Below are 20,290 nucleotides of genomic sequence, written 5' to 3' on the forward strand. Positions count from 1 at the left end.
AATACAGTTTCTTTCCACCCATTTTTGGATGAATCATTCGCAGCTCTGCTACCCAATCCACAACCTGCTGTGCATTTTGTTGCCGCTTTGCTCTTCGTTTCAAATGACGATAATAAACCTGTCGGTCCACCCCGAACAATTCACAGGAGAAACTTATGGTTTCTTTTTGTTCCTTTCGGAAAGATTCGATAGTTCGGGTGGTGAGTTTTTTCGTATATCAATTTGATATTCCTCTTCGGCAAGGTTAATCATCATATCGAAAATAATGGCTTTTTTATCAGCCACATAAGCCTGTTTCTCAAGGAAAGCCTTCTGCTTTTGCAAAAGCTTTACTTGAGCTTCAAGCTCCATGATCTTTTGTTCTGGTGACTTTGGCATATTAGAAGGCGTTTGGTTCTCCCAGTCAAAGGTACCAAATTTTCTGAGCCAACTCACAACTGTGCTTCGAGCTTGGATGCCATATTTTCGGCAAGCAACAGTGGTAGAGAGTTCTCCAGACTCGATTTCTTTTACAACGTTCAACTTAAAAGACATACTGTAATCGCGCTGAGTGCGTTTGACATAATTGTTTCTTTCTTCCATAATAACGATTATTTTTTTTGTATCGCTATTTCAGGACGGGACATATAAAAATTAAATAAACGCTTTACAAATCAGTAAAGCGTTTATTTTTTTATCTTTGGAAGGATGAAAAGAAAATCGATAATTTTTATTCTTCCAGATTTGGAAACAGGCGGTGCAGAACGTATTGTGATGACGATTGCCAACCATTTGCCACGCGAAAAATTCGAACCCAAAATCATGTTGCTTCGCAAAGAAGGCGGTTATTTGAAGTTTCTGCGTGATGATGTCGAAGTTATTGACTTGAAAACACCGCGAATTCGCCATTCTTTAAAGCCAATTCTCAAAGAAATTAGAAAGAGAAAACCCGATATTGTTTTTTCCGGATTTGGCGAGGTTAATGCCTATTTGTCTTTGTTTATCAAGCTTTTCCCAAAAACCAAATTCATTGCGCGAGAGACCAATGTGGTATCCCAACATGTGACCAGAAAAGAGATTCGTTTTTTCTATAAATTCTACAACAACTATCACAAAATCGTTTGCCAAAGTGATGATATGAGGCAGGATCTGATTTCTAATTTTAAAATTAAACAAAGTAAAATCGAGAAAATAAACAATCCTGTTGATTTCGATTTTATTCATCAAAAATTAGAAGAATCATCTCGACCAAATGATTTTACAGAAAATTTTAAACATGTCGTGGCAATCGGAAATTTGTCTTCCAGAAAGGGTTTTGACAATTTGTTGAAAGTTTTTTATCATTTAAAAAATCAAAACATTCAACTTCATATTTTAGGCGATGGTTGTGATAAAGAGGTGTTGAATGATATAAAATCGGATTTAGAATTAGAGCATGTTATTTTTCATGGACGACAAGAAAATCCGTATCAATATTTGAAATTTGCTGATTTGTTCGTGCTTTCTTCACGCTACGAAGGTTTTCCAAATGTACTTTTGGAAGCGGGTGCTTGCGGCATTTTTTCCTTAGTCAACAATTGTCCTGGCGGAATTAATGAGATTATCCAAAAAGGAATTAATGGCGAAATTTCGGATATTGAAAATCATGAAGCTTTCGCAAACCGAATCCGAGAAGTTTTGGATGAAAATTACGACTCACAACTAATAATCAACAGTATAAAATCCCGGTTTTCTAAAGAAATTATTTTGGATCGTTACGAAAAATTACTACTGTCATTATAGTTTTTAATTTTAATTTTTTTTCAGTAATTATTTCGATAATTTATAACTTCTTAACAGAAAAAGTATATTATAGAAATAGATTAATTTCAATATTTGTAAACTTTTCTTATTATGAAATATTTTAAATTGTTGTAAATCAATTATTTGGTTTTTATTATTTGTAAACTTTTTGTTATTTATAATTATTATTGTAGCTTTATATTGTTAAATAATAATCAAATATGGAGAGTTTAGTCTTAGAAAATAAATTACAAAAAGTTACATACGAAAAAGCAAATGCCGCAACATTAGATTACTTTAATGGTGACGATTTGGCAACAAGAGTTTGGGTTAACAAATACGCGCTTAAAGATTCCGATGGTAATTTATACGAAACAACGCCAGACGATATGCATTTGCGCATCGCAAACGAAATTGCCCGGGTGGAAGCCAAATACGAAAATCCACTTTCCGCAAAAGAGATTTTTAATCTAATCAAAAATTTCAAATACATCATTCCGCAAGGCAGCCCGATGACGGGAATTGGCAATCATTTTCAAATCGCTTCGCTTTCCAATTGTTTTGTCATTGGAAATGGCGCGAACAGCGATTCTTACGGCAGTATTATGAAGGTGGATGAAGAGCAAGTTCAGCTGATGAAAAGGCGCGGCGGCGTAGGACACGATTTGTCTTATATCCGTCCAAAAGGTTCTGCTGTCAAAAACTCTGCGCTTACTTCAACGGGTTTGGTACCTTTTATGGAGCGTTATTCTAATTCTACACGAGAAGTAGCGCAGGATGGGCGCCGGGGCGCACTTATGCTTTCCGTTTCTATCAATCATCCAGATGTTCAGGATTTTATCGATGCTAAACTTGAACAAGGAAAAATTACAGGCGCCAATATTTCTGTACGTATCGATGACGACTTTATGAAAGCTGTAAAAGATGATACGCAATACACGCAAAAATATCCAATTCACAGTAAAAAACCGAAATTTACGAAAGAAGTTCAGGCAAAAGATATTTGGGATAAAATTGTACACAATGCTTGGAGATCTGCAGAACCAGGAATTTTGTTTTGGGATACTATTACACGCGAATCGGTTCCGGATTGTTATTCGGATTTGGGATTTGAGACGGTTTCCACCAATCCTTGTGGTGAAATTCCGCTTTGTCCCTATGATTCATGCCGACTTTTGGCGATTAATCTCTATTCTTATGTAGAAAATCCTTTCACTAAAAAAGCAAAATTCGATTTTGAACTTTTTAAAAATCACGCCGCTTATGCACAGCGTATGATGGATGATATTATTGATTTGGAAGTGGAAAAAATTGATGCGATTCTTCAAAAAATTGAATCTGATCCAGAATCTGATGAGATAAAATCTACCGAGAAAAATCTTTGGATTAAAATTCGAAAAAAAACTTTGCAAGGCCGAAGAACAGGCGTGGGGATTACGGCGGAAGGCGATATGTTGGCAGCTTTGGGACTTATTTACGGAACTCAAAAAGCAACGGACTTTTCGGTTGAAATTCACAAAACTTTAGCATTGTCAGCTTATCGTTCGTCGGTGGAAATGGCGAAAGAAAGAGGCGCTTTTGAGGTTTACGATTCCAAAAAAGAAGCCAAAAATCCTTTTATACTTCGACTTAAAAAAGAAGATCCAGAACTGTATAAACTGATGACTAAATATGGTCGCCGGAATATTGCTTTGCTTACCATTGCACCTACAGGAAGCACGTCGCTCTTGTCACAGACCACTTCCGGAATCGAACCCGTGTTTTTGCCAGTCTACAAAAGAAGACGAAAAGTGAATCCGAATGATAAAGACGTTCGTGTTGATTTTGTGGACGAAATTGGAGATTCTTGGGAAGAATACATTGTTTTTCACCATCATTTTAAAACTTGGATGAAAGTTCAAGGTCATGATGTCGAAAAAAATTATACGCAGGAAGAAATCAATGATCTTATTTCAAAATCGCCTTATCACAAAGCGACTTCTAATGATGTCGATTGGTTGAGCAAAGTTCACATGCAAGGTGCCATCCAAAAATGGGTGGATCATTCTATTTCCGTGACGATTAATATCCCGAACGATGCCACCGAAGAATTGGTTAATGATTTATATTTAACCGCTTGGGAAGTAGGTTGCAAAGGGGTTACCGTGTATAGAGATGGCTCTCGATCTGGCGTTTTGGTATCAACAGAAGAATCAAACTCGAAAGAAGAATCAAATCCGTTGCAACATTTTTCAACCAAAAGACCTCAGGTTTTAGAAGCCAATGTGGTCAAATTTCAGAACAATAAAGAAAAGTGGATTGCTTTTGTAGGTTTGATGGATGGTAGGCCTTACGAAATTTTTACAGGTTTGGCAGATGATGAAGAAGGAATCGCTTTGCCACGCTGGGTTAACGAAGGTTTGATTATTAAAAATCGAGATGAAAACGGAACTTCTCGTTATGATTTTCAGTTTACAAATCTTCGCGGTTACAAAACTACTATCGAAGGGCTTTCTCATAAGTTTAATCCAGAATTTTGGAATTATGCAAAACTTATTTCTGGAACATTAAGACACGGTATGTCTTTAGAAAATGTGGTGGAACTTATTAACCGATTGGAGTTGGATTCAGAAAATATTAACAATTGGAAAGCGGGTGTAGCAAGAGCTTTGAAGCGTTATATCCCTGATGGAACCAATGCTGATGGACAAAAATGCAGCAATTGTGGATCAGATAAACTCATGTATCAGGAAGGTTGCCTCACTTGTAAAAGTTGCGGCAGCAGCAAATGTGGATAATCTCCGATAAACTAATGAAAATCCTTTTGGTGAAAACTGAAAGGATTTTTATCACTTATTTTACAATAAATTAATCCGCTTTTTTCTGTAGGATTTTTGTAATTTTGTAACGATTCTGTATATAAAATGCAGTGAAATAAAAAAGTAAAACATTAAACAAAAAATAATATAATGTCACAATTCGATGTTACCGTAATCGGTTCTGGTCCTGGTGGATACGTTGCAGCTATTCGTGCGGCACAATTAGGTTTCAAAACAGCAATTATTGAAAAATACCCTACAATGGGCGGGACTTGCCTTAACGTTGGATGTATTCCTTCCAAAGCGCTTTTGGATAGTTCTGAACATTTCGCAAAAGCAAAACATGAATTTGCGGATTATGGCATCATCATCAACGAGCCCAAAGTAGATTTGGCGAAAATGATTGAGCGTAAAAACGGTGTTGTAGATATGACAACAAAAGGAATCAGCTTCTTAATGGACAAAAACAAAATCACTGTTTTTGAAGGCGTTGGAAGTTTCGAATCTGCTACAAAAATTAAAATTACGAAAAACGATGGTTCTGCAGAATCTATCGAATCAAAATACACGATTATCGCAACAGGATCCAAACCATCTTCGTTGCCATTTATCAATATCGATAAAGAAAGAATCATCACTTCAACGGAAGCTTTAAACTTAAAAGAAGTTCCAAAACACTTAATCGTAATCGGTGGAGGTGTTATCGGTCTTGAGTTGGGTTCTGTTTATTTAAGATTAGGATCTAAAGTAACCGTTGTAGAGTATATGGACAAAATTATCCCAGGAATGGACGGGGCTTTGTCTAAAGAACTCCAAAAAGTATTGAAAAAACAAGGCATGAAATTCGAGCTTTCTACAGCGGTTTCTGGTGTGGAAAGAAATGGCGATGCTGTAAAAGTAAGTGCTAAAAACAAAAAAGGCGAAGATGTAGCTTTCGAAGGTGATTATGTTTTGGTTTCTGTAGGTAGAAAACCTTATACGGACGGACTTGGATTAGAAAATGCAGGCGTGAATCTTGATGAAAGAGGAAGAGTACAGGTTAACGATCATCTTCAAACAAATGTTTCTAACATTTATGCCATTGGTGATGTTATTAAAGGTGCAATGTTGGCGCATAAAGCGGAAGAAGAAGGTGTTTTTGTAGCTGAAACTTTAGCAGGACAAAAACCTCACATCAATTATAATTTAATTCCAGGTGTTGTTTATACTTGGCCAGAAGTTGCCGGCGTTGGACAAACAGAAGAACAACTAAAAGAAGCTGGCGTAGACTACAAAGTTGGGTCTTTCCCAATGAGAGCTTTAGGAAGAAGCCGTGCTTCTGGTGATACAGATGGTTTTGTGAAAATTATCGCAGATGCTAAAACAGATGAAATCTTAGGTTTCCACATGATTGGCGCGAGAGCGGCTGACTTGGTTGCTGAAGGTGTTACCGCAATGGAATTCCGTGCAAGTGCTGAAGATTTAACAAGAATGTCTCATGCGCACCCAACTTACGCCGAAGCTGTAAAAGAAGCAGCATTGGACGCAACAGGAAAAAGAGCCATTCACATGTAAGATTTTATTACATCAAAATAATAGAAAGAGAAGTCAGTGTTGGCTTCTCTTTTTTAATGGGTTTTGTTGAGGTCATTTTTTGCACGTTTACGGCTTTTCATATTTCGGACATTTACCCCATCGCGATCCGATAGTTTTAAATATTCGTAAAGTGTTACTAATCCTAAAATGCCAATGATGGCAAATGCCAAGTGGAAATCCTTAACTTGATATTGTCCTTCGGTGTCATTGAAAATGCTAGCGGTTTTTAACGAAAATGCCCCCAAAGTAATTCCCATTCCTAAAGTCATTTGTTGCGCCGTACTATATAGCGTATTCGCATTGTTCATCCTTTCTTTTGGAATATCGGCGTAGGCTAAAGTATTCAAACTACTAAATTGCATTGACCGCACACATCCTGAAACGAATAAAACCGTTACCGTCATCCAATGTGGCGTATCAGGGAATAAAAGTAGCATCGCAAATGATGTCAAACTCAGTAAAAGTGTATTAGCCACCAAAACGCGTCTGAATGAAAATTTCTTTGTAATCCAAACGGTAGCGGGTTTCATAACCAAGCTGCCAATCATGCTGGCCATTAGCAAACTTCCAGATTCGAAAGCGCTTAACCCAAATCCAATCTGAAACATCAACGGCATAAGAAATGGCGCCATGCCGATAACCATTCTTGTAATAGAGCCAGAATAAATTGTAATTGCATAAGTTTTAGTTTTTAGTTCAGAAAAATCGAGTAGTGGATTTTTAACTTTTTTGGTATGTAAATAAAATAGATAAAAGATAATGATACTTACAGCGATCAGCGGAATACTGTAATAGATTGGCATCATATCGTTGGTAAAACTTTCCAGACCTAGCATAAAACCAATCATTCCCAAAGTACTTAGAACAAATCCTTTGACATCCAGTTTTTTATCAGTTCTTTCATAGGTGTCGGGAATATATTTCATGCTTAAGAAAAACGCTAATAATCCCAACGGAATATTAATGAAAAATATCCAATGCCAACTAAAATAAGTTGTAATGTAACCACCAACAAAAGGACCGAGGATAGGACCAATAAGGCCTGGCCAAGTAATAAAAGCAATGGCGCTCACCAAGTCATTTTTCTCTGTATTTTTTAAAACAGAAAGTCGTCCTACGGGAACCATCATTGCGCCGAAAAACCCTTGTAAAGCTCTTGCAAACGTAAATTGTGTTAAGTTTTGACTAAATCCACAAATAGCAGAAGCAACCAAAAATCCTAAAATCGCGACACCAAAAACTTTTTTTACTCCAAATTTTTCAGAAATCCATCCGCTGACCGGGATAAAAACCGCAAGCATTATGATGTACACAGATACGCCAATACTCATGTGTAAAGGGTCGGCGGCAAAAGATTTTGCCATTTGTGGAAGCGCTGTCGTTATGACGGTGGAATCTAGATTTTCCATCAAAAATGTTGCACCGACAATTAGAGAAACACGAAGAGCTTTGGCTTCCATAGTTTAGAATAAAATAACAAGTCTTTGTTGCTAAAATAATGCCATGGCTTTATTTTAAAAACAAAAAAGCGACTGAAAAAATCAATCGCTTTATTTATATTTTTTTGATAGCTTTTACTGCTGTGCAGGCATCTGTGTTGCAGGCGCTGTAGAGGTAGCAGGTGTTTGTGCAGGCGCTTCTTGTTTTGCAGGCGCAGTTTTAGGCGCTTGAAAAGTTGTAGTTGGTTTACCAGTTACTACAATACTCAACAAGATCATAACGACGATAAAAATTCCTAAAGTCCAAGTTGCTTTTTCCATAAAGTCGTTGGTTCTCTGTACACCAAATGTTGCAGAAGAAGTACCCCCGAAAGTTCCTGAAAGACCGCCACCTTTTGGGTTTTGAGCCATAATAATAATGATTAGCAGAACGCAAGCGATCATAATCAATACCATAAATAGCGTAAATATAGTGCCCATGTAATTTTAAATTTTGAGTGGCAAATATAATGATAAAAATTTATTATCAAAAATATTAATAGCCTAATTTTTAATGAATTTCAGATAATGTTGAACAGCGTTATTTCCTAATAGTTTAATAATATAGGTTCCTTTTTGTAATTGTGATACATTAATCTCCTTTTCAAAATTTCTTTGAGCAATTATTTTTCCTGAAATATCTACAATTTGATAATTTTCAAATTTGACATCAGACGTTATTTGTAGGATATCTTTTACAGGGTTTTCAGCAATTTTTACATTGGCAATTTTCGATGATTCTTGGGTGCCCAAAAGACAAGCTGGCGGATTGGTGATTGGTCCAGTACTAGAGTCATAATATACCGTATCTTCTGTAACAATGGTATATTCTACATAACTCGGTGATTGAGGAAGTAGACAATTATTAAAACTAATATTTGGCTTTCCAAAAGAGTAAGTCATTTTGTACCAGCCTTCGCAAGCCTCCGTCATTTTTTGACCAGGAGGGTAAAAATCGATTGTTGTTTGTGGGTCCAACCAGTTCATATAAGAGCAAGGCTGGCCAGACCATGTTGTAGGTGGTTTAAAAAAAACATTTTTTTCAATCAAAGTATGCCAAAACTTTTGTATAAAAGTATTAGACAAGGTATTCTCTCCAGTTTTTAATTTGGCTTTAACTAAAGTATTTTCTGTGATGTTAAGGTCAATGTTGTTTTCTCCAAAAGACGAATTTAAAGTTGGTTCAGAACCATCTAAAGTATAATAAATTCTACCGTTGCCTGTAATACTAGCTTGGTAATTTTGACCAAAATTATAATTACTTTGAGGGGCGAAATAAATTTGTGAAAAAACAATTCCTGATAAAATTGTTGTTAAAGAAAGTAGAATTTTTTTCATAGGTATTTGATTTAGGTTTATCGTTATAAATTTAATAAATTCGTTGTTCCAAAAAAAAATAAAAAATTCATGAAGTTAAAACATACATTAGTTGCCTTAGCAGCGCCCTTTATGATGAATGCACAACAAAATCTAACACCCGAAATCTTGTGGACGCTTAACAGATTAGGTGTTCAGGCTGTCTCTCCAGACCAAGCTTCTCTCATTTATAAACTTAGCAAAACAGACCTTAAAACCGAAAAATCAAATTCAACAACTTACTTCTTGAATTTGCTAAATCAGTCAGCAGACAAGATAGACTTTGGTAAAAAAGCCATTATCCAATGGGACAAAAATGGACTTTATGCCCTAGAAGGCGAAAAAATCCTTATTTCTAAAGATTCTGGAAAAACCTGGTCAGATTTTTATAGCATTGGTAAAGATGCTGAAAATATTGTGATATCTCCCGATGGGAAGAAAGTTGCGTTCAGCAAAGCGGTATTGGTAGAAGCGCTTATGGCAAAAGACAAATATGTAGATACGCCAAAATCTACCGCCCAAATCTATACCGACCTCAACCATCGTCATTGGGATGCTTGGAACGAAGGCAAATACAACCATGTTTTTGTTGTTAATATTAGCGATGCTGTGGATAAGGCGAAAGATCTTTTGGAAGGAAAGAAATTCGATTCGCCACAAAAGCCTTTTGGTGGGAGTGAGGATTTTGTATGGAGTCCAGATTCTACAGAATTATTATATGTGACAAAAGCCAAAAGTGGCGCAGAATATGCGAAAAGTACCAATACCGATATTTTTGCATATAACTTAACAACTGGCGCAACTATCAATCTTACAGACGGAATGATGGGTTATGATGTGGCACCAAGTTTTAGTAAAGATGGCAAATCGCTGATGTGGCTAAGCATGGCTCGCGATGGTTATGAAGCCGACAAAAACGACATTATTGTGATGGATTGGCAGTCTAAAACTAAAAAGAATTTAACGCAATCTTGGGACGAAAGCGTTTCTGGTTCTACTTTTTGGAGTCAAGATTCTAAAAGTATTTATTTCACAGCAGCTTTTCGAGGGACAAAACAATTGTTTGTTGTGGATACAAAAGCCGCAAAAGTGGCGCAAGTTACCAATGGACAATTTGATGTTAATGATATCTATGCGCAAAATAAAAATGGTTTAGTAGTTTCAAAAGTAGATATTAATCACAATGCTGATCTTTATAGTGTTGAATTAAAGAAAGGTCAATTGGCACAAATGACCGATGTTAACAAAGCGACTTATGCTAAACTGGCTCAAGGAAAATCTGAGCTGAAAATGGTGAAAACTTCAGATGGAAAAGAAATGGGTGTTTGGTTCCATTATCCACCGAACTTCGATCCGAACAAAAAGTATCCAACTCTTTTGTATTGCCAAGGTGGGCCACAATCGGCTTTGACACAGTTTAACTCAGTAAGATGGAATTTTGCTTTGATGGCGGCTAATGATTATATCGTCGTAGCGCCTAACCGTCGAGGTATGCCAGGTTGGGGAACCAAATGGAACGAGGAGATTTCTGGAGATTGGGGTGGACAACCGATTCGTGATTATCTAGCAGCAACCGATTTTGCTAAAACTTTGCCTTATGTTGATAATGACAGAATTGCGGCTGTTGGTGCAAGTTACGGTGGCTATTCGGTGTTTATGTTGGCTGGCGTACATGAGAACAGATTCAAGACTTTTATCGCGCACGATGGTTTGTTCGATATGACATCTTGGTACGGAACAACTGAAGAATTGTGGTTTGCAAATTGGGATTTGGGTGGCCCTTATTGGAAAAATCCGACACCAAAAGCTTACACCGATTTTAATCCGATAAAAAAAGTAGAAAACTGGAATAAGCCTATTATGATTATCCAAGGTGGAATTGACTTTCGTGTGCCTTATGAGCAAGGACAGGAAGCTTTCCAAGCTGCAAAGTTGAAAGGTCTTAAAACTAAATTTTTGTACTTCCCGAACGAAAACCACTGGGTGCTACATCCTCAAAATGGCTTGGTATGGCAAAGAGAATTTTTCGATTGGTTGAAAGAAACTTTATAACAAACTGGGCATCTTAGCCCCGATAGAAGCGGCATCCTTTTTTGGGTGCCGTTTTGGTTGGGGAAGGCGGCGCCCAGAAAAGATATAGCGGATAGCGGGATTAGCTCCAAAAAAATAATTAAATTCGTAGCTCATGAAAAGGCTATATTTATTTTCTAAGATTAATAAATGGATTATCTACACGCTGCTAACTGCCGTGGTTATTGGGATTGTGTTGGCATCGTCTGTGATGATTAATTATCTTCGGGAGAAAGAAACGGGACGTATCCAGTCGATTGCGACGGCGATGAAGTATATGCAAGATGTTAATTTTGATTATCGTCTTAACGAATTATCGCTGAATGTGATAAATGAGAATGAAGATATTCCGTTTATCTTGACAGATAAAAAAGGCAATTTGATTGAAAGCCGGAATATTCCTAAAGAAGTCTTGGAAGATCCAGAGAGGCTGAAAACAATTATGCGGCAGATGGAAAGTCGCTATCCGCCATTTGAGATACAGTTGCCAGAATATAACAATCAGTTTATTTATTATGATAATTCAAAACTGCTGAATAATCTAAGGTTTTATCCTTTTATTTTGGCATTATTTATTGGTGGCTATATTGCTTTTTCGTTTTGGTTTTTAAGAACATTGAAAAAAACGGATGAGGGTTTTTTGTGGGCTGGACTTGCAAAAGAAACAGCACACCAGATTGGGACGCCTTTGTCCTCGATGATTGGTTGGGTGGAAATTATGAAGCTGGAAGATGAGAATAGCCTTGGGGTGAAAGAGTTGGAACAAGATGTTGAGCGGTTGAAAACCATCTCGGAGCGATTTTCGAAAATCGGTTCTATTCCAACGCTTAATGATAGAGATTTGACGCAGACTTTGCAGCAGAATTACGATTACCTTAAAACGAGAATTTCTACTAAAGTGGATTTTACATTTCAGAAAACCTATGAAGATGTCATGGTTCCACATAGCCAAATCCTGATGAGTTGGGTTATCGAGAATCTTGTTAAAAATGCTGTTGATGCGATGAAAGGTGAAGGGAAATTGGAAATCCAACTTTATAAAAAAGGAAAAAATGTTTTTGTAGACGTAAAAGATAATGGGTCGGGAATGTCAAAAAGCCAAGCCAGAAAGGTTTTTAAACCAGGATATTCCACAAAAAAGCGGGGTTGGGGACTTGGCCTTTCGTTGGCACACCGTGTTGTTCACGAATATCATAATGGCGAAATAAAAGTGTCGCATTCCGAAATTGGCAAAGGCACGACTTTTCGTATTATTCTAAAAATACCAAAAGATGATAAAAAAGCGCAATCTTAGGAGTGCGCTTTTGGTTTGTATTGTTTGATGGTTTTATTAATCTACAAATTTGGCAATTACTTTTTTGTTGCTGTCAAGTAGGAATAATTTGTTGCTTTGGAGTTCGTAGAATTTAGCATTTTTTAGAACTTTTGCAAAAGACTGTTCTGCTTCCATGTTCTCACAAGCCATCATCGTAGACATGCTTTGCATAAAATCGATTTTGTTGTCAGCGCTAATGTCAAACCCGCCGTTCATCTGGTTACAACCTGCATTTCCTGTAAAACGCTTTGTTTTGTCATCAAAGCTGATATAGCCTTCTTTTTTTGTAGTTTTCGACTTGTCAAATTGGATGCCGTACATTTCTTTTAATTTCCATTTTTTGTCAAAGATAGTCGCGTAATTTTTTGTTAAGGTGTAATGGTCTTTTAGAGAACCTGTAATTCTTTTACCATCTTGATCCAGCATGAATATGCGATTTTCACTAATGAAAAACTTCAGAGTTTGCCCATTTTTCGTTTTGGGTTTTAGCGTGATTGTATTACCTTCGTTGTTCCAAGAATAGCTTCCTTCTTCAAGAATAGTTGTGGTGCTTTTTCCTTGATAATTTTGTTTTAAAACATAAGTGTTGTCTTTATTAATGTATACACTTGTCGCGATGCCATCGCAGTCAGCACAAGGAAGTACGCCGTTATAGATACCGTTATAGTCTAACGAATTTTTGGCGTTGTGTTCATCAGAGAATGATGACTTTGGTGTTGACTTGCAAGAAGTCAAACTTAAAGTTATAATACTAACTGAAAGAAGACTGATGTTTCTTAATTTCTTTAGTGCGTTTTTGTTTATCATAATGTTATTTTTTTGTTGATATTCAAAATGTGTTCCTAAAATTAAATTAGATGTTTTTTAATTAAAAAATGCTTTTTCAAAAAAAGCTATCTTTGCGGAATGAAACCAAGTTTTGCAGACTTTGAGTTGCCAAAAGCCCTCAACGAAGTTTTGGAAAAGTTAAATATTTCCGAGCCTACACCTATACAGTACAAAAGTTTTTCTCCGATTCTGTCCGGTCGCGACATTATGGGGATTGCCCAGACGGGTACAGGAAAGACTTTAGCTTATCTTTTACCAATTCTTAAAGAGTACAAATATTCTAAAACAGATCAACCTAAAATTTTAATTTTAGTTCCTACAAGAGAATTGGTGGTTCAGGTTACGGAAGTACTGAACCAATTGACCGAATTTATAAATGCTCGAGTAATGGGCGTCTATGGTGGCGTTAACATCAATACCCAAAGAAAAAATATCTACGAAGGCGGCGTTGACATCTTGGTGGGAACACCAGGTCGTGTGATGGATTTGGCGATTGACAACGTGATACAGTTTAAAGATTTAAAAAAACTTATCATTGATGAGTTCGACGAAATGTTGAGTCTTGGTTTCAAAAGACAACTCACGAATATCTTCACGATGATGAGTGAAAAACGTCAGAATATTTTGTTCTCGGCAACCATGACCGATCAGGTGGACGAAATGTTGAACGAATATTTCAAAAATCCATTAGAAATTTCGTTGGCAAGATCGGGGACGCCGTTGGAGAAAATTGCGCAATCCGTAGTACCTGTTCAGAATTTTAACACAAAGCTTAATCTTTTAATTCACTATCTCAATAAAGAAAATGATTTTGAAAAGATTTTGATATTTGCTAATAACAAACGCCATGCGGATTTAATCTTTACTAAAATTGATGAAGAATTTCCAGAGCAGTTTGGCGTGATACATTCCAATAAATCTCAAAATTTCCGTTTGCGTGTGATGGAGGAATTTTCGAATAATGAACTTCGCGGAATTATTACAACCGATATTATGGCGCGCGGTCTTGATATTCCAGATGTGTCGCATGTGTTCAACTTTGAGATTCCTGATATTCCAGAACAGTATATTCATAGAATTGGTAGAACAGGACGTGCTGATAAAGAGGGAATTGCTATAAGTTTTTATACGCCGAAAGAAGAAGCTTTGCTGCTTGATATTGAAGTGTTAATGAATAGAGAAGTTTCCAAAACAGAATTCCCTGCTGAGGTTAAACTTTCAGATGTCAAAATTGAAGCTGAGAAAGAGGTTGTCATCATGAAAAATCCAGTAGTAGTAAAAATCCAAGAAGGTGGAGGTGCTTTTCATGAGAAGAAAGACAAAAATAAAAAAGTCAATCTTGGTGGACCTACAAAAAGAAAACCGCCAAAGACAAAACCTGCCAACAGAGGACAACAAAAACAAAAAACGAAATCTCGAAAGAAAAAATAAATACTTAAATACAATCCGCGCCCGAACAAAGTTCGGGCGCGGATTGTATTATCATAATTAAAAAACTTAATAAGCCATTTCTACAATCTTTTTAGCATCGGCAGGACTTACCATTCGGTTTTCACCAAGTAGCCAACCACGAGATTCGAAAGCCGCTTGTATTTTTTCTGCCGTGCCTTCGTAAGCATCGGTATATTCCGAAAGTTTGGTTTTTATTTCTAAAGAGTGGAAGAAGTCTTCCATCGCTTCGATTGCTTTCTGAGCTTTTTCGTCGATAGAACCTTCCGTGATGTTCCATACGCGTTCTGCATATTGCGCTAATTTTTCTTTTTTCTTTTCAAAATAATAACGGTAATGTTGGGGAGCAACAATTGCTAAAGTTCTGGCGTGGTCGATACCATATTGTGCCGTCAGCTCATGTCCCATGCTGTGCACCGCCCAATCCTGAGGAACGCCTTTTCCGATAAGACCATTAAGAGCCATGGTACAGCTCCACATAAATTCTGAAGCCGCTTCATAATCAAATCCGTCAGCCATCATTTTAGGTGCAATTTCTTGTAAAGTTTTCAAAATGCTTTCGGCAAAACGATCTTGCAAAGCAGCGCCAATTGGATAAGTCATATATTGCTCCAAAACGTGGGTGTAGGCGTCTGTAATGCCATTTGCGATTTGGTTTTTAGGAATCGATCGTACAACTTCTGGATCCAGAATTGAAAATTGAGGAAATAATCCTGGGCCTCCCATTCCTAGTTTTTCTTTTGTTGCACGGCGAGAGATAACTGCTCCCGAATTCATCTCTGAAGCGGTCGCAGGTAAAGTTAATACACTCGCAAATGGCATACCTTGACCTTCTTTGGTTACGATTCTTTTAGATAAAATATCCCAAGCTTCGCCTTCGTAATTAGCAGCAGCAGACAAAAACTTAACACCGTCAATCACCGATCCACCACCAACAGCAAGAATATACGTAATGTTTTTTTCTTTAATTACTTTAAGAGCTTCAAGCAGGACTTCGTATTCTGGATTGGCGGGTACACCTCCAAATTCTGTAAGTTGAAAGCCTTCCAAAGCAGCGATAACTTGTTCGTAAATGCCATTTTTTTTAATGCTTCCGCCACCATACACCATTAGGATGTTAGCATCTTTAGGAATTTCGCGAGAAAGCTTTGCGATTTCGCCTTTTCCAAATATAATTTTTGTAGGATTTTTAAATTCGAAATTTAACATTGTTTTGTTTGTTTTTGAAAGCTATAAAATTACGCAATAAGTTTGTTTTGGACGTGACGTTTTAGGCCGTATTGAGGTTAAATATTGTTAAATTATAATATTGAATTTTTTGACTTAATTTCCATGAGATAAAAGAATGAAATTAATTTCAATTTTGTCGTTCTTATTAATTTGAAGCTTTTTTGGTTTTTTTAATTCATATAATTAGCTCAATTTTTAATTCATTTCTTTAATTATTTATAATTTTTTATTAAAAATGTATAAAAAAACAGCAATATGCTTTTCATAAAATTATAATTATTCTAGAACTAGAATTGAATATTAAAAAAAGAGTTCAATATCTTCATTTATAAGTTGTTTTTAAAAAAAATATATCATGTATTATAAGATAAGCTTATCATATTTTTAATGTTAATCTTATCATGTGAATTCGATAACTAAAGTATTGATTTATAGACAATAATGAATAAATATTTTTTTATATGAATTGAATTTTTATATTTGTAATGTTACGTAAATGTTAACAATTAATGAAACCGAATTTTATACATACTTATGTTTCTGTCGACTGTGTCGTTTTTGGCTTCGATCACGAAAATCAACTCAATATTCTTTTGGTGCAAAAACATGGTGCCAATTCTCAGGAGAAGTCACAACGCAAACTGCCGGGTAGTCTTATTTTTAGTCATGAAGATGTTGATGATGTGGCGCAAAGGGTTTTGCATGAATTGACAGGTATCAAAAAAATGGTTCTTAAACAGTTTAAATGTTTTGCGGATCCCAATCGCGCAAGTAGTAAAGCGGATATTAACTGGATGGCACAAGAGTATCAGCCCAATATTGATCGTATTATTACAGTGGCTTATTTGTCTCTTTGTAAGATAGATCATAAAATTAATAGTTCAAAATATGATACTGTTGACTGGTTCCCAATCAATCGGGTACCAGAGTTGCCTTTTGATCATAATAAAATTATTACGGAATCTTTTGTAGAAATTAGAAAATGGATAGAGTCTGATTTTTCGATTATTTTCCAGTTGTTGCCAAAGAAATTTACTATTAGACAATTGTTTCAACTCTACAATGCTTTGAGTGAAAAACAAATTGATATTAAGAACTTTCATAAAAAGATTGCTGCTTTTGATTACATTATTGCTTTGGATGAAATTGAGACCAACGTAGCCCATCGTGCAGCACGATATTATAAGTTTGATCCAAAGATTTATAAAAAGAATAATACAAAACTTATTAAATAAATTTTTAACGCTATATGTATTTGTTAGGTTATGATATTGGTAGTTCTTCCGTTAAAGTAAGTCTTATTGAGGCTTCTAGCGGGAAAATTATAGCGTCTGATTTTTCTCCAAAAAAAGAGATGAAAATAATTGCCAATCAACCAGGATAGGCAGAGCAGAATCCGTCTGACTGGTGGATCAATCTTAAATTAGCGAACGAGTCTGTAATGCAGCAATCGAGAGTAGATGCTGAAAACATCAAAGCTATTGGTATTACCTGGCAAATGCACGGATTGATTTTGGTTGATAGGGATCAAAATCTTCTCAGACCATCTATCATCTGGTGCGATAGTCGCGCGGTTTCGTATGGTGAAAAAGCTTTTCAACAAATCGGAACCGAGAAATGTTTAAGCCATTTACTTAATTCTCCAGGTAATTTTACAGCGTCAAAACTGGCTTGGGTAAAAGAAAACGAGCCCGAAGTTTTTGATAAGATAGATAAAATCATGTTGCCAGGCGATTATATCGCTATGAAATTGTCTGGTCAAACAGGAATTACAATTGAAGGATTATCAGAAGGTGTTTTTTGGGATTTTAAAAACAAATGTATTTCCGAAGATGTGACTAACTTTTACGAAATTCCGAAAAGCTTCTTTCCCGAGATTGTACCTAGCTTCGGTATTCAGGCAGAAGTATCTGCACAAGCCGCTGTTGAGTTGGGGCTAAAAGCAGGAACGCCGATATCTTATCGTGCCGGCGACCAGCCTAATAATGCGATGTCTCTCAATGTGTTTAATCCAGGAGAGATTGCTTCTACAGCAGGAACTTCTGGCGTGGTATATGGTGTTTTGGACCAATTAGATTATGATCCGAAATCGAGAGTTAACACTTTTGCTCACGTTAATTATACAGAAGAATTGACAAGACTTGGTGTTTTGCTTTGTATTAATGGAACTGGGATTCTTAATTCTTGGTTGAAACATAATTTTGCAACCTCTTTATCGTCTTATGGTGATATGAACGAGCTGGCATCCCTCTCGCCAATTGGATCAAAAGGCATTAGTATTATTCCTTTTGGTAATGGCGCAGAAAGAGTTTTAGAAAATAAAGAAACAGATTGCTCCATCCATGGGATTAATTTTAATATTCATTCCAAAGGTGATATTCTACGAGCAGCTCAGGAAAGTATTGTATTTTCTTATGAATATGGGATGAATATCATGCGAGAAATGGGCATGGATATCAAAGTCATAAAAGCCGGAAATGCCAATATGTTTTTGAGTTCTATTTTTAGACAAACATTATCAGGTGTTAGTAATGCGGTTATAGAATTGTACGATACAGATGGATCGGTAGGTGCTGCGAGAGGTGCTGGTATTGGTATTGGCTTTTATGCCAATTCTGATGAAGCTTTTGCATCCCTCGAAAAAATCGCAATTATTGAACCTGAAACAGAAAAAAGAGAACAATATATAGAAGCCTATACTCATTGGATGAGACATCTCCAAGCGGCTTTATAAAATCAAAAAAACAAACATGAATGATTGTACTTACAAGTGTAAAAACTTGGTGAGCAGCTACAGTTATGTCAAAATTTAATAAACATTTTTAAGAAATATAAAACATACATTATGAACATTTTAAAAGGAACAAAAGAGTTTTTTCCTGGAATTCAACAAATCAAATTTGAAGGTAAAGAAAGCAAAAACCCAATGGCTTTTCGTTAATACGATGCTAACACACCAGTCATGGGAAAACCTATGAAGGAGTGGTGCGTTTTGCAATGGCTTGGTGGCATAGCTTATGTGCAGACGGTAGCGATCCATTTGGTAGTGGTACAATCCACCACCCTTGGAATGTAGGTTCTGATGCGCTTAGCCGGGAAAAATACAAAATGGACGCCGCTTTCGAATTTATGACCAAAATTGGTTTCGAGCATTATTGTTTCTATGATGTGGATTTAGTAGCTCCAGCCAACAATTGGAAAGAATATGAATCCAATTTGCAAAGCATCGTAGATTATGCAAAAGAAAAGCAAGCGGCCTCTGGAATAAAATTATTATGGGGTACAGCTAATGTTTTTTCACACGAACGTTATATGAATGGCGCTTCTACCAATCCTAACTTTGATGTCGTAGCTTGTGCTGCCACGCAGGTGAAAAATTCTATAGACGCCACGATAGCTTTGGGTGGCGAAAACTATGTATTCTGGGGTGGTAGAGAAGGTTATATGACACTTCTAAATACCAATATGAAACGTGAAAAAGAGCATCTTGCACGCTTTTTAACAATTTCTAAAGATTATGCACGCTCACAAGGATTCCAAGGGACTTTTTTGATAGAACCCAAACCTATGGAACCTACAAAACATCAATATGATTATGACGCAGAAACAGTAATTGGATTCTTAAAACATTATGGATTGGATAAAGATTTTAAACTAAATCTAGAAGTCAACCATGCAACATTGGCTGGTCATACTTTCGAGCACGAACTGCAAGTGGCTATTGACGCCGGCATGCTTGGCTCTATCGATGCCAATAGAGGAGATTATCAAAATGGATGGGATACAGACCAATTCCCGATTGATTATTTTGAACTAGCACAGGCTTGGTTAGCGATTCTTCCAAATGGTGGTATTGGTTCTGGCGGTGTTAATTTCGATGCTAAGATTCGTCGTAATTCTGTAGATATGGAGGATTTATTTATTTCTCATATTTCTGGAATGGATGTTTTTGCGAAAGGACTTTTGATTGCTGCTGATATTTTGGAAAACTCAGATTATAATAAACTTCGTACAGAACGTTACAACTCTTTTGACTTTGGAAACGGAAAAGCTTTTGAAGAAGGAAAGCTTAGCCTTCTTGACCTTCAAAAAATTGCTCACGAAACAGGAGAGCCTCAGGCAAAAAGTGGAAGGCAAGAACTTTTTGAAGCGATTGTCAACATGCACATTTAATATAAACCAAGAGACTTTGGATTAAAATATCTTTTAAAAATTTAATTCTGAAGGTCAAATTCACAATCATTAAAAAATATTAATTATGAATCAATTTCATTTTATAAAACCGAACAAAGCAGCATTGTTTTTTGCAATGGCTTTGTTGCCGACTGGTTTGGCCTATTCGCAAGCTAAAAAAGACACTTTGGGGAAGGAACAAAAGATTGATGAAGTAGTTGTAATTGGTTATGGACAACAAAAGAAGTAAGCTGTTA

At 36.3% G+C, this 20,290-nt stretch carries 15 protein-coding genes and 2 pseudogenes; 11 read left to right on the top strand and 6 right to left on the bottom strand.

Annotation, left to right across the window (positions count from 1 at the left end; translation table 11 throughout):
- Positions 1–153 precede the first annotated feature (153 nt).
- Complete coding sequence (locus ACVFVN_RS04635; protein ID WP_456234388.1) at positions 154–582, bottom strand: transposase; 429 nt, start codon at positions 580–582, stop codon at positions 154–156.
- A gap of 105 nt (positions 583–687) precedes the next feature.
- On the opposite strand from ACVFVN_RS04635, the gene ACVFVN_RS04640 reads away from it, so the two are divergent.
- From ACVFVN_RS04640 to lpdA, 3 genes are all read left to right on the top strand, one after another.
- Positions 688–1,761, top strand: coding sequence for a glycosyltransferase (locus ACVFVN_RS04640; RefSeq protein ID WP_456234389.1), 1,074 nt, complete (start codon positions 688–690; stop codon positions 1,759–1,761).
- A gap of 221 nt (positions 1,762–1,982) precedes the next feature.
- Positions 1,983–4,538, top strand: a complete 2,556-nt coding sequence (locus ACVFVN_RS04645) for an adenosylcobalamin-dependent ribonucleoside-diphosphate reductase (RefSeq protein ID WP_456234390.1) — start codon at positions 1,983–1,985, stop codon at positions 4,536–4,538.
- A 171-nt stretch (positions 4,539–4,709) separates the two neighbouring features.
- Positions 4,710–6,113, top strand: a complete 1,404-nt coding sequence (gene lpdA, locus ACVFVN_RS04650; protein ID WP_456234391.1) for a dihydrolipoyl dehydrogenase — start codon at positions 4,710–4,712, stop codon at positions 6,111–6,113.
- Positions 6,114–6,166: 53 nt separating this feature from the next.
- Here lpdA and ACVFVN_RS04655 read toward each other — a convergent pair whose 3' ends face one another.
- The 3 genes from ACVFVN_RS04655 to ACVFVN_RS04665 all read right to left on the bottom strand — a co-directional run bounded on the left by ACVFVN_RS04655 (position 6,167) and on the right by ACVFVN_RS04665 (position 8,950).
- Positions 6,167–7,594, bottom strand: a complete 1,428-nt coding sequence (locus ACVFVN_RS04655) for an MFS transporter (protein ID WP_165130678.1) — start codon at positions 7,592–7,594, stop codon at positions 6,167–6,169.
- Positions 7,595–7,708: 114 nt separating this feature from the next.
- Positions 7,709–8,053, bottom strand: a complete 345-nt coding sequence (gene secG, locus ACVFVN_RS04660; protein WP_165130680.1) for a preprotein translocase subunit SecG — start codon at positions 8,051–8,053, stop codon at positions 7,709–7,711.
- A gap of 63 nt (positions 8,054–8,116) precedes the next feature.
- Entirely contained in the window at positions 8,117–8,950 is an 834-nt protein-coding gene (locus ACVFVN_RS04665; RefSeq protein WP_456234392.1) for a T9SS type A sorting domain-containing protein, read from the bottom strand.
- Between the two features lie 69 nt (positions 8,951–9,019).
- Between ACVFVN_RS04665 and ACVFVN_RS04670 the strand changes: the two genes are divergently transcribed.
- The gene (locus ACVFVN_RS04670; protein WP_456234393.1) at positions 9,020–11,020 is read left to right on the top strand and encodes an alpha/beta fold hydrolase; all 2,001 of its coding nucleotides are present in this window, start codon (positions 9,020–9,022) and stop codon (positions 11,018–11,020) included.
- A gap of 133 nt (positions 11,021–11,153) precedes the next feature.
- Positions 11,154–12,332, top strand: coding sequence for a sensor histidine kinase (locus ACVFVN_RS04675; RefSeq protein WP_456234394.1), 1,179 nt, complete (start codon positions 11,154–11,156; stop codon positions 12,330–12,332).
- A gap of 36 nt (positions 12,333–12,368) precedes the next feature.
- Here ACVFVN_RS04675 and ACVFVN_RS04680 read toward each other — a convergent pair whose 3' ends face one another.
- Positions 12,369–13,160: a copper resistance protein NlpE N-terminal domain-containing protein gene (locus tag ACVFVN_RS04680; protein WP_456234395.1), complete on the bottom strand. Its 792-nt coding sequence runs from the start codon at positions 13,158–13,160 to the stop codon at positions 12,369–12,371.
- A 99-nt stretch (positions 13,161–13,259) separates the two neighbouring features.
- On the opposite strand from ACVFVN_RS04680, the gene ACVFVN_RS04685 reads away from it, so the two are divergent.
- Entirely contained in the window at positions 13,260–14,612 is a 1,353-nt protein-coding gene (locus tag ACVFVN_RS04685) for a DEAD/DEAH box helicase (protein WP_456234396.1), read from the top strand.
- A 66-nt stretch (positions 14,613–14,678) separates the two neighbouring features.
- Here the strand turns inward: ACVFVN_RS04685 and ACVFVN_RS04690 are convergent, their stop codons facing one another.
- The gene (locus ACVFVN_RS04690; protein ID WP_456234397.1) at positions 14,679–15,839 is read right to left on the bottom strand and encodes an iron-containing alcohol dehydrogenase; all 1,161 of its coding nucleotides are present in this window, start codon (positions 15,837–15,839) and stop codon (positions 14,679–14,681) included.
- A 530-nt stretch (positions 15,840–16,369) separates the two neighbouring features.
- Here ACVFVN_RS04690 and ACVFVN_RS04695 point away from each other — a divergent pair.
- From ACVFVN_RS04695 to ACVFVN_RS04715, 5 genes and pseudogenes are all read left to right on the top strand, one after another.
- Positions 16,370–17,095 carry an NUDIX hydrolase gene (locus ACVFVN_RS04695; protein ID WP_456234398.1) on the top strand — a complete coding sequence of 242 codons (726 nt, stop codon included), beginning with the start codon at positions 16,370–16,372 and terminating at the stop codon, positions 17,093–17,095.
- A gap of 161 nt (positions 17,096–17,256) precedes the next feature.
- A pseudogene (locus ACVFVN_RS04700) lies at positions 17,257–17,829 on the top strand (FGGY family carbohydrate kinase); the annotation flags it as partial.
- A gap of 21 nt (positions 17,830–17,850) precedes the next feature.
- Complete coding sequence (locus tag ACVFVN_RS04705) at positions 17,851–18,594, top strand: FGGY-family carbohydrate kinase (protein ID WP_456234588.1); 744 nt, start codon at positions 17,851–17,853, stop codon at positions 18,592–18,594.
- Positions 18,595–18,705: 111 nt separating this feature from the next.
- Positions 18,706–20,033 (top strand): annotated as a pseudogene (gene xylA, locus ACVFVN_RS04710) (xylose isomerase).
- An 85-nt stretch (positions 20,034–20,118) separates the two neighbouring features.
- Positions 20,119–20,283, top strand: coding sequence for a hypothetical protein (locus tag ACVFVN_RS04715; protein WP_456234399.1), 165 nt, complete (start codon positions 20,119–20,121; stop codon positions 20,281–20,283).
- Positions 20,284–20,290: the final 7 nt, after the last annotated feature.

The organism is Soonwooa purpurea, assembly GCF_053891095.1.